The sequence below is a fragment of the Streptomyces nanshensis genome, from assembly GCF_001751255.1.
GTDB lineage: Bacteria > Actinomycetota > Actinomycetes > Streptomycetales > Streptomycetaceae > Streptomyces > Streptomyces nanshensis_A.
The window spans coordinates 1-10859 of record NZ_LJGW01000206.1; the positions used below are offsets into that span (position 1 = coordinate 1).

General features: G+C 72.8%; 12 protein-coding genes. 7 read left to right on the plus strand and 5 right to left on the minus strand.

Annotation, left to right across the window (positions count from 1 at the left end; all coding sequences use genetic code 11):
• Positions 1-112: 112 nt before the first annotated feature.
• Positions 113-640: a hypothetical protein gene (locus AN218_RS35380; RefSeq protein ID WP_141747544.1), complete on the minus strand. Its 528-nt coding sequence runs from the start codon at positions 638-640 to the stop codon at positions 113-115.
• Positions 641-850: 210 nt separating this feature from the next.
• Between AN218_RS35380 and AN218_RS12065 the strand changes: the two genes are divergently transcribed.
• The 7 genes from AN218_RS12065 (at position 851) to AN218_RS12095 (ending at position 6321) form a co-directional block, all read left to right on the plus strand.
• Positions 851-1246 (plus strand): YidH family protein, encoded by a 396-nt coding sequence (locus AN218_RS12065; protein WP_070016849.1) that lies wholly within the window; start codon positions 851-853, stop codon positions 1244-1246.
• Positions 1243-1608 (plus strand): DUF202 domain-containing protein, encoded by a 366-nt coding sequence (locus tag AN218_RS12070; RefSeq protein ID WP_420855964.1) that lies wholly within the window; start codon positions 1243-1245, stop codon positions 1606-1608. Before AN218_RS12065 ends, AN218_RS12070 begins: the two co-directional genes overlap by 4 nt.
• 104 nt (positions 1609-1712) lie before the next feature.
• Positions 1713-2186 (plus strand): gluconokinase, encoded by a 474-nt coding sequence (locus tag AN218_RS12075; RefSeq protein ID WP_070016857.1) that lies wholly within the window; start codon positions 1713-1715, stop codon positions 2184-2186.
• A gap of 82 nt (positions 2187-2268) precedes the next feature.
• On the plus strand, positions 2269-3306 hold the full coding sequence (locus AN218_RS12080) for an MBL fold metallo-hydrolase (RefSeq protein WP_079132085.1): 1038 nt from the start codon (positions 2269-2271) through the stop codon (positions 3304-3306).
• Between the two features lie 241 nt (positions 3307-3547).
• Positions 3548-4570, plus strand: coding sequence for a phosphotransferase family protein (locus AN218_RS12085; RefSeq protein ID WP_070016851.1), 1023 nt, complete (start codon positions 3548-3550; stop codon positions 4568-4570).
• 6 nt (positions 4571-4576) lie between these two features.
• Positions 4577-5806 carry an acyl-CoA dehydrogenase family protein gene (locus AN218_RS12090; protein WP_070016852.1) on the plus strand — a complete coding sequence of 410 codons (1230 nt, stop codon included), beginning with the start codon at positions 4577-4579 and terminating at the stop codon, positions 5804-5806.
• Positions 5807-6111: 305 nt separating this feature from the next.
• Entirely contained in the window at positions 6112-6321 is a 210-nt protein-coding gene (locus AN218_RS12095; RefSeq protein WP_070016853.1) for a S1 RNA-binding domain-containing protein, read from the plus strand.
• 232 nt (positions 6322-6553) lie between these two features.
• Here AN218_RS12095 and AN218_RS12100 read toward each other — a convergent pair whose 3' ends face one another.
• The 4 genes from AN218_RS12100 to AN218_RS12115 form a co-directional block, all read right to left on the minus strand.
• Positions 6554-7534: an NADPH:quinone oxidoreductase family protein gene (locus tag AN218_RS12100; RefSeq protein WP_070016854.1), complete on the minus strand. Its 981-nt coding sequence runs from the start codon at positions 7532-7534 to the stop codon at positions 6554-6556.
• Positions 7535-7724: 190 nt separating this feature from the next.
• Positions 7725-8270, minus strand: coding sequence for a TetR/AcrR family transcriptional regulator (locus AN218_RS12105; RefSeq protein ID WP_070016859.1), 546 nt, complete (start codon positions 8268-8270; stop codon positions 7725-7727).
• Positions 8271-8447: 177 nt separating this feature from the next.
• Positions 8448-10151: a class I adenylate-forming enzyme family protein gene (locus AN218_RS12110; RefSeq protein WP_420855965.1), complete on the minus strand. Its 1704-nt coding sequence runs from the start codon at positions 10149-10151 to the stop codon at positions 8448-8450.
• 2 nt (positions 10152-10153) lie between these two features.
• Positions 10154-10859, minus strand: a 706-nt coding sequence (locus AN218_RS12115) for an SDR family oxidoreductase (protein WP_070016856.1), incomplete at its 5' end; no start/stop codon positions are given.

Sequence of the window (10859 nt, forward strand, 5' to 3'; positions counted from 1 at the left end):
TACCGTCCGCGGTGTCGTGCGCGGACGGTACGGGGCCCGTGGACTCTCCCAACGGCGCCGTGTCACCGGCGACTTCGGCGACCGCGCTGCGCCGCCGTCGTCCGGCCTTCGGTCAGTAGATCCACTTCGCCGTCCAGGTACGGATCCACTCGCCGGGCGGGTACGGGCGTCCGTTGGTGACCACCCAGTGGTTCTTGTCCCGGAAGCAGTCGACGTCGGGCCACTTCGGCGAGCCGTAGGAGTTGGAGTTCCTGCCGCTCGGGAGATTCCGGAAGTTCTTCGGGTTCGAGCAGCTCCAGTGCGAGGACGAATCCCGTGCGAGTTGCAGGGTGTGGCCGGTGCGGTTGTAGATGATCCCGCAGGGATCGGTCGGGCCTCCCTCGCAGTCCGCGCCGCGTGGCTCGGGAGCCGTGGCCCCGGCCGGCAGCGCGCCCGGAACCGCGAAGGCCGCGCCCGGCCCCGTCATGGTGAAGGCGAGCCGCGCGGTGGGCGGTTCCGCCTCCCGTGTCTGCGCGCTCGTCCCCGTGCCGCCGTCGCTCGTGGCGGCCGTCGCCGTACCGGCCTCGCCCGCGACGAGCGCCAGCGCGGCGCCCGCCACGGCCACCGCGGCCGCCGTCGTCCGTCTCCTGCTCGTGTTCATGGTCCCCCGCTTCATGTCCCCCCGCTTCATGACGATTCGGATTCCGTGCGGATCCCGTGCGATCCGGATTCCGTGCGGCCACGACGCTAGGCAGCGGGCGGGGCGGCGACCAGCGGTTTCGGGCCCGTCCGAAACAGGTGTGCCGGCTACGGGCGGCGGTCCGGCGGGCGGAGGGCCGCGCCGTGGGGAGGGAGCCGTAGGCTCGTCGGCATGATCGACCGGCTCAGGGAGACGTTCCGGCTGTGGTGCGCGCCGCGGCGACTGCGGGCTGAGGGCAGCACGCCCGACTACCGCTTCTCGCTCGCCAACGAGCGCACCTTCCTCGCGTGGATCCGCACCGCGCTGGCGCTCGTCGCGGGCGGCATCGCCGTGGACCAGTTCCTGACGGGCCTGAGTTGGGGCATGCGGACGACGATCGCGGTCGCGGTGCTGGCCTCGGCCGCGATGTGCGCGTTCCGCGCCGTCAACCACTGGCTGGGCTGCGAGCGGGCGATGCGGCGCGGCGAGGACCTGCCCGTCTCCCGATTCCCGGTGCTGCTGGCGACGGCGACCGCCCTCGCGGCGCTGCTGGTGCTGGCCGCGGTGGCGCTGGGGGCGGGGCGGTGAGCACCGCCGGCGAAGGGGCCGGAGGGACGGGCCGGGGCGGTGTGCAGGGGACCCGCACCGGGGACCCCGGCGCCCAGCCGGAACGTACGCGCTTCGCATGGCGCCGCACGACGCTGACCTTCGCGGTCGCCGTCGCGCTCGGCGTACGGGCGGCGCTGTACGGGGGCGACGGCACGTCGGCGCCGGAGGCCGCCGCGGCGTCGGCCGGGGTTCTGGCGTGGGTGTGCTTCCTGGTGCTGGCCCACCGCCGCATCACGGCGATGCGGGAGGACCGTCCGGCGGGCATGGACCCGGTGGCGGTATGGGCGGCGGCACTGTGCACACTGGCGATGGCGACGGCCGGGGTGATCCTTCTGTGGTGAACGAAGAACGCGGAGAGCGCGGAGACAGCGGAGACATACGAGGCGGGACGACGGCGCCGGAGCGGAGCGCCGCGCCGGACCGACGGCCGCCCCTCGTCGTGGTGATGGGGGTCTCCGGGTCCGGCAAGACGACGGTGGGCGAACGGGTCGCCGAGCGGCTCGGAGTGCCGTACGCCGACGCCGACTCCTTCCATCCGCCCGCGAACATCCGGAAGATGAGCGCCGGTACGCCGCTGGACGACGAGGACCGCCGTCCCTGGCTCGACGCCATCGCCTCCTGGCTCGCCGAACAGGCCCCGCACGGCGGCGTGGTGAGCTGCTCGGCACTGCGCCGCAGCTACCGGGACCGGCTGCGGGCGGGCGGTGCGCCGCTGTTCTTCCTGCATCTGGACGGCTCCGAGGAGCTGATCGCCCGGCGGATGGCAGCCCGTACGGGGCACTTCATGCCGCGTACGCTGCTGCGCTCGCAGTTCGAGACGCTGGAGCCGCTGGAGGCGGACGAGCACGGGGCGGCGGTGTCCGTCGAGGGCGCCCCCGAGGAGGTCGCCGAACGGGCGCTGGAGGCGCTCGCACGGTAGCGGTATCCGTAGCCGTGGCCCCAACACCCTGACAAGCTGCGGGTGTTCGGGGCCAGAGGTGCAGAGCGAGGGAGAGGGCAGCATGACGTCCGCGTCAGGGGTGGAGGCAGACGGGGGCGCGCCGCCGTCGCCGGAGCGGCCGGGTCCGCACGGGCCTGCGGAGCCGCACGGAGCGCAGGAGCGGTACGCACCGCAGGAGCCGTACACGGTGCGGGTCGCCGACGGTGTGCACGCCTACGTACAGCCCGACGGCGGCTGGTGCCTGAACAACGCGGGCTGGATCAGCGACGGCGGTACGACGCTGCTCGTGGACACCGCCGCCACGCTCCGCCGGACCGCCGCGCTGCGCGACGCGCTGCTGGCGAGCGGTGCGCCGGCACCGTCCACCGTGGTCAACACCCACCACCACGGCGACCACACCTACGGCAATGCGCTGTTCACGCCCGCTGCGAGCGTCGTCGGACACGAGGCGTGCCGCCGGGAGACGCTGGCGGCCGGGCGGCAGCTCCACGCGATCTGGCCGGACGTCGACTTCGGCGACGTCGAGGTGACCGCTCCCTCCCGCACCTTCCGCGACGAACTGACGCTGTACGCCGGGGAGATCGAGGTGCGGCTGCTGCATCCCGGCGTCGCGCACACCACGGGCGACACCGTCGTATGGCTGCCGGAGCAGCGCGTCGTCTTCACCGGCGACATCGTCTTCCACGGGGGCACGCCGTTCGTCCCCATGGGCTCGCTGAGCGGTTCGCTGCGCGCGCTGGAGACGCTGCGGGGGCTGGGCGCGCACACGGTGGTGCCCGGACACGGGCCGGTCGCCGGTCCGGAGGTCTACGACACGGTGGAGCGCTATCTGCGGTACGTGGACGGGGTGGCCCGCTCCGCGCACGCGGACGGCCGCACACCGCTCCAGGCGGCGAGGGAGGCGGAGCAACGGGCCGCGGACCGCGAGGAGTTCGCGGAGTTCGCCGCGCTTCCCGAGAGCGAGCGGCTGGTGGCGAATCTGCACCGCGCCTACGCGGAGCTGGACGGGCGTCCGCAGGGCGATCCGCTCGACATCCTCGCCGTATGGGGCGACATGGAGCAGATGAACGGCGGCAGGCCCGTCGCATGCCATGCCTGACGCCTCCGCGCCGCGGGGCTCGTCGGCTCCGCGGCGCTCGGCTCCGTGGATCTCCGTGCCGCGGAGTGTGTCTCGTCACACGGGCGTCTTTCCGTACGGTCCGCGGCAGTTCACCCCTGGACGCCATACCGACTAGTCGGCATGATCGTGCCCAGCGCCCGTCCGTCCCGTCCCCGTCTCTCGCCCTTCTCGCCCGTCTCCGACTCCCGCCCGCGCCCACCCCACCCGAAGGAGCACGCACATGAGCAAGGAGAATCCGCCCGGGCTCGATCCCGAGCGGCTCGCCGGGTATCTGGACCGGGAGCGCCCCGGCCTGGTGCGGGGGCCGCTGCGGGCCGAGGTGATCCAGGGAGGCCGGTCGAACCTGACGTACCGCGTCACCGACGGCGAGCACCACTGGGTCGTACGGCGCCCTCCCCTCGGTCATGTGCTGGCCACCGCCCACGACATGGCGCGCGAGTACCGCGTCATCAGCGCGCTGCGCGGCACCGACGTACCGGTGCCCGGGACGGTGCTGCTGTGCGAGGACGACGAGGTGCTGGGCGCGCCCTTCTACGTCATGGAGCAGGTCGAGGGGGTGCCGTACCGTACGGCCGCCGAACTCGCCGCGATCGGCCCGGAACGCACCCGGGCGCTGACGCTGGCGCTGCCCGACACGCTCGTCGCGCTGCACTCGGTGGACCCGGCGAGCGTGGGCCTCGCCGACTTCGGACGCCCCGAAGGCTTCCTGGAGCGGCAGTTGAGGCGCTGGGGCAAGCAACTCGACGCCTCCCGCAGCCGGGAGCTGGCCGGGATCGACGAACTCCACGCCTCCCTCGGGCAGCAGCTCCCGGCCTCGTCCGAACCGGCCGTCGTACACGGCGACTTCAGGCTCGACAACGTGCTGGCCGGCCCCGACGAACGCATCACCGCCGTGCTCGACTGGGAGATGTCGACGCTGGGCGATCCGCTGACCGACCTCGGGCTGCTGGTGATGTACAGCGAACCGCTCAACGTCCCCGACGCGCCGGTCAGTTCGACGGCCGAGGCGCCCGGGCACCCTTCTCCGCAAGAGCTGATCGAACGGTACGCGCGGGGCTCCGGGCGTGACGTCTCGCGGATCAACTGGTACACCGCCTTCGCCTGGTTCAAGCTCGCCGTGATCCTGGAGGGCATCCACTACCGCTACACGCTCGGCCAGACCGTCGGGCCGGGCTTCGACCGGATCGGCGGCCTCGTCCCGGTCTTCATCGACAACGGACTCACCACGCTGCGGAAGGGATGAGGTCAGTTGGACTTCGCATTCGACGCCCGTACGGAAGAGCTGCGCAAGAAGCTCCAGACCTTCATGGACGAGCACGTACATCCGGCGGAGGCCGTCGCGGACGAGCAGCGCGATGCGCAGGAGTCCCCCTGGCAGACCCCGCCCGTGGTGGAGGAGCTGAAGAGGACGGCGCGCAAGCACGGCCTGTGGAACCTCTTCCTGCCCGACCGCACCTACGGGGCGGGGCTGACCAACCTCCAGTACGCGCCGCTCGCGGAGATCCTCGGCCGCAGCCCGCGGCTCGCGCCGACCGTCGTCAACTGCGCCGCACCGGACACCGGGAACATGGAGGTGCTCACCGAGTTCGGCAACGCCGAGCAGCGCAGAACGTGGCTGGAGCCGCTGCTCAACGGCGAGATCCGCTCCGGGTTCGCGATGACGGAGCCGGACGTCGCCTCGTCCGACGCGACGAACATCGAGACGCGCATCCGGCGCGACGGCGACGACTATGTGATCTCCGGCCGCAAGTGGTACATCTCCGGCGCGATGAACCCGGACTGCAAGATCTTCATCGTCATGGGCAAGACCGACCCGGACGCCCCCGACATCCGCCGCCAGCAGTCGATGGTGCTGGTGCCGCGGGACACCCCGGGGCTCGAAGTGCGCCGCGCCATGCGGGTCTACGGATACGAGGACCACTACCACGGCGGCCACGCCGAGCTGGTCTTCGACGGCGCGCGGGTGCCGCGCAGCAACCTCATCGGCGAGGAGGGCGGCGGCTTCGCCATCGCACAGGCCCGGCTGGGCCCCGGCCGCATCCACCACTGCATGCGGCTGATCGGCATGGCCGAGCGTGCGGTCGAGCTGATGTGCCGTCGTGCGCAGGACCGTTCGGCCTTCGGACGGCCGCTGGCCGCCCAGGGCCAGGTACGGGAGTGGATCGCCGACGCCCGGGTGCAGATCGAGCAGCTCCGGCTGCTGGTGCTCAAGACGGCCTGGCTGATGGACACCGTCGGCAACAAGGGCGCGCACACCGAGATCCAGGCGATCAAGATCGCCACTCCGCGTGCGGTCGTCGGCATCCTCGACCGCGCGGTGCAGTTGCACGGCGCGGGCGGCGTCAGCCAGGACTTCCCGCTGGCGGAGCTGTGGGCGGCGGCCCGTACGCTCCAGCTCGCCGACGGTCCGGACGAGGTGCACCAACGCTCTTTGGCACGGCGGGAGTTGAAGCGGTACGCGGCGGCGGACGGTCAGTGAGGGGCGGCGGCTCCCCCGCACTCTCTCCGCGCTTCACGGGTCCCGGGCACGCCGCCCGGGACCCGCGGCCCCGGGCCCGTAGCTCTCCCCTTGCCCTCTCCGCTCGCCCTGCCCCTGCGTGTGTTCCCTTCAACTCCCGCAGGGGCTAGGCTCGTCCGCATGACTGCCGGGTCGGCCACGCGCCGTACACAGAACGGACGCCCGGCCGGCGTTTGATCACCCCGCGGGCGAGAGGCCCGCCCCCGCCACGAGAGCGCGCACGTACCACCGGTGCAGCCGAACTCGTGGCGGAAGGAGGTGAGTTCATGAGCTGGCAGGAATTCCTCGACCGTCACCGCTCCGGTGACGTCATCGAAGGCGTGGTCACGCAGGACGTGCCCTTCGGTTCGTTCGTCGAGTACGAGGGCGTGACGGGCCTCGCCTACCAGGAGTCCTGGCCCGTAGGCACCCGCGTCTCGGTCCGCATCCTCGAAATCGACGCCGAGCGGCAGCGGTTCAGCCTGGCCGCGGCCTGACGGCCCTGACGGACGCCGACGCGTGACACGGGCCGACGCCCGGCACCGGGCCGACGCCTGACGCGAAGCTGATCCGGGGGAACGGAACTCCCCCGGATCAGCACCGCCGATTCTGCCGCGCCCGGCCCCGGCACGCTACGGGTTCACCGGACGCGGCGCCGGGGCGGAGTCCAACTTCCCCTGGGCGAGGCAGGGTTGGCCGAGAACCGGCCCTGCGGCGTGGCCGCCGCACTCACGGTTCGACGACCACGCGTCCCGTCGTGATGCCGTCGAAGACCCGCTGGACCGCGTTCGCGCCGTCCGTCAGCGGGACGCGTTCGCTGATGTACGGCTTGATCGCGCCGTCCGCCGCCAGGGACGTCAGCTCCTCGTGGCAGGCCTGCACGGCCGCCGGGTCCTTGGTGTTGTACAGGCCCCAATGCAGGCCGAGCACCGAGTAGTTCTTGATCAGCGCGTGGTTGAGTCCCGGTGTGGGCACGGCGCCGCTCGCGAAGCCCACGACGACGATGCGGCCCTCGAAGGCGATGCACTTGACGGCCTTGGCGTAGGCGTCGCCGCCCACCGGGTCGTAGACCACGTCCGCGCCCCGGCCGTCCGTGGCCTCCTTCACCGCGGCCACGATGTCGTCCGTGCGGCGGTCCACGACCACGTCGCAGCCCAACTCCCGTGCCGTGCGCGCCTTGGACTCGCCGCCCACGACGCCGATGACGCGGGCGCCCGCGGCCTTGCCGAGCTGGACGGCGGCGCTGCCGACGCCGCCGGCCGCCGCGTGCACCAGCAGCGTCTCGCCGGGCTGGATCCGCGCCCGGCGGTGCAGCCCGAACCAGCCTGTCTGGTAGCCGATGTGGAGCGCCGCGGCCTCGGCGTCGTCCAGCGCCTCGGGGGCGGTACGGGCGGTGGCCGCGCCGACGAGCGTACGTTCCGCGAACCCGCCCATGGGCAGGGCGGGTTGGGCGATCACCCGGGAGCCGGGTGCCTGCTCCGCGCCCTCGCCCGCGGCGAGCACCTCGCCGCACAGCTCCACGCCGGGCGTGAACGGGAACGGCGGCCTGACCTGGTACTCGCCCCTGCACAGCAGCGCGTCGGGGAAGTTGACGGCGGCGGCGCGCACCCGTACGAGCAGTTCGCCGGGCCCCGGTTCGGGATCGGGGATGTCCTCCAGCCGCATCACCTCGCGCGGCTCGCCGTTCCTGTGGACGCGCCATGCCTTCACCGGTGCCACCTCCGGGACGTAGTTGTCGTGCTGCGCACGCGCATTGTGGTGCCGCGTACGCCAGTTGTCGTGGTGCGGACGCGAGTCGTGGTGCCGCGTACGCCAGTTGTCGTGGTGCGGACGCGGACTCCGCCGCGTACAGGGGCTGTTGCCCGTGTCCGCCCGGAGACGGGCGGTCTCCCCCTGCGCGCTACGGGCGCAGCGCGCGCATCAGCAGATCCGCCAGATGCTCCGCGACCTCCTGCGGGCTGAGCCGGCCGTCGGGCCGGTACCAGGTGCTCAAGTGGTGGACGGAGCCGAAGTGATAGTCCACGACCAGGTCGGGCGGCGTCGCCGCGTTGAAGACCCCGCGCCGCTGTCCCTCCGCGACCAGGTCGCGGAAGCGTTCGTGGTAGCGGCGGCGCTCCGCGCGCACCTGCTTCTGCTTCTCGGGGCTGAGCTGGTGCATCGAGCGGAAGAAGATCCGTGCGTCGTCGAGGTTGTCGATGGTGGTGACGACGACGTCGGCCGCGGCCCGCCGCAGCCGCGCCTCCACCGGCTCGTCGGCGTCCGCGTACCCGTCGAGCCGGTCCTGCTGGAGCCGCAGCAGCCGCCCGTAGATCTCGTGCAGCAGATCGTCCTTGGAGCCGAAGTAGTGGTAGAGGGCGCCCTTGGTGACGCCCGCCGCCTCGACTATCTCCTGCACCGACGTGCGGTCGTAGCCGCGTTCGGAGAACAGCCGGGTGGCCGCCGCCATCAGCCGCTGCGGTACGGGAACCGGGGCGGCCGGCCGCTGCGCGGCGGTGCCGCGGGCGGCGCCGTGCTGTCCGCGGGCGCCGGACCGGGGCGCCGCTTCGGGTGTGGGCATCGCCCTCACCTGCCTCTCTTCGTGCGCCCGCTCACCGCGTACACCGCGCTGACCGCCGCCACTTGGTCAATTGCCGCTGTCACCGAGGGAACGCAGTTCCCGTCTCAGGATCTTCCCACTGGTCGTCTTCGGCAGTTCCGCCAGGATCTCCACCCGGCGCGGGTACTTGTACGCCGCGAGCCGCTCGCGGCAGTGCGCCACCAGCTCCCGCGGCTCCGCGTCGGTCCCGGGCCGCAGGCTGACGTACGCCTTGACCGACTCGCCGCGGTAGTCGTCCGGTACACCGACGACGGCCGCCTCCCGTACGGCGGGATGGCCATAGAGGACGTCCTCGACCTCGCGCGGCCAGACCTTGAAGCCCGAGGCGTTGATCATGTCCTTCTTGCGGTCGACGACGTAGAGCCAGCCGTCCTCGTCCATGAACCCGATGTCGCCGGTTCGCAGTTCGCCGTCCGGTATCGCCTCGGCCGACTCCTCGGGCCTGCGCCAGTAGCCCGGTACAACCTGGGGTCCGCGCACGGTGATCTCGCCCTGCTCGCCCAGCGGTACGGGCCTGCCCGCGTCGTCCACGACCCGTACCACCGTGTCCGGCCCCGGCACCCCCACCGCGAGCGTGCCCGAAGCCGGGTCGACCGGCGCCTCGCGGCCCGGCGGCACCGACGCGCAGGGCGCGGTGCACTCGGTGAGCCCGTAGCCGTTGCGCAGATAGGTGCCGAAGGCCGCGCCGAGGCGGTCGACGAGCGCGGGCGGAAGCGGGGCGCCGCCCGAGGAGAGGACGTGGAAGGACGCGAAGTGCTCGCGTGTGGCCTGCGGATGGGCCGCCAGCGCCATGTACGCGGTCGAGGGCCCCACGGTGAAGGCCGGCCGGTGCTCCAGGAACGCGTCCAGCACGACGCCGGCTTCGAAGCGGTAGGCGAGCGCGAGGGTGCCGCGTCCCGCGAGGCACGCGGACAGCTCGCACACCATGCCGGTGATGTGGAAGAGCGGCGCGAGGACGAAGATGCAGGAGCCGTCGGGCAGTTGGAGCCCGGTGTGCTGCCGCTCGGCGTTGTAGGCGATGTTGGCGTGGGTGTTCATGGCGCCCTTGGGCGCGCCGCTGGTCCCCGAGGTGTAGCTGATCAACGCGGTGTCGGCGCCGGTGAGTTCGCGTCCCTGCGGTGCGCGGCCGCCGGAGCGGGCGACGGCGAGCAGATCGTCGACGGCCCCGGAGTCCGCGGTGCCCCCGGTGTCCCCGGCGTTCCCGGCGTCGTCGCGGGGCGCCGCGCGCCCGAAGTCCAGCACGCGCGGGTCGTTGCGCGTCTGAAGGCCGAGTTCGCAGGCGGTGAGCGCGATGCGTACGGGCGAACCGGCCGCCGTGGCCCGCAGATACGGCTCCCAGGCGCGCTCGTCGCACACCAGCGCCGCGACCTCGGCGTCGTGCAGCACATGCGCGACCTCGGCCGCCTTGTACATGGGGTTGACGGGCACCACGACCGCTCCCGCCTTCCACGCGCCCAGCAGCGCGAGCACGAAGTGCGGGCTGTTCTGGAGCATCAGCGCGAGACGGTCGCCGTGCCGGAGGCCGCGGGCGGCGAGGTGCGCGGCGATCCCGTCGGAGAGGGCGTCGGCCTCGCGGTAGCTGACACGTCCGTCGAAGTAGGCGAGGGCGGTGCGTTCGGGCACCGTGCGCACGGCTTCGCGGAAGGCGTGCAGCATCGTCTCCGGCGGACGGACGGGCGCACGCTGGACCTCGTTGAGCTGCCCCAGCCACGGCTTGTCCTCGTACGTCACCGTCAACGCGCCGCCTCCCCGGGGCCGTCGGCGGACTGCCGCTCCTCGGCGGCCAGCAGCTCCTCCAGCTTCTGCTGCATCTTGTTCATGCCGCCGAGCCAGTGGTCGGGCTCGGCAGCGCGCGTCGCGTAGAAGCCCGCGGTCTCGGGGTGCGGCAGTACGAGGAAGCGCCGGTCCGCGATGGCCTCGAAGAGGGAGTCGGCGACGTCCTCCGGTTCGATCGCGGTCTCCTTGAGCACCAGATCGCCCGCGGTGCCGGTGCCCGCGAGCATGTCGGTGCGCACGCCCTGCGGGCAGACGGCGTGCACGTCGATGCCGCGGTGCCTGTACGTCACGGCCAGCCACTCGGCGAAGGCGAGCGCGGCGTGCTTGGTCACGCTGTAGGGCGCCGAGCCGAGCATGGTGAGCAGCCCGGCGGCCGAGACCGTCGAGACGAACCGTCCCCGGCCCCGCTCCAGCCAGCCGGGAAGCAGTTCGCGCGCGGCCCGTACATGCGCCATGACGTTGACGTCCCAGGCGGTCTCCCACAGCGCCTCGTCCGCCTCGGGGCCGCCGCCCGTGCCGACGCCCGCGTTGGCGCAGAAGGTGTCGATGCCGCCGCCGAGGGCGTCGCGGGCGGCCGGCACGACCGTCGAGGCGTCGCCGGGCACCGCGACGCCGCCGATCTCCTCGGCGACGGCCCGCGCCTTGGCGGCGTCGAGGTCGTTG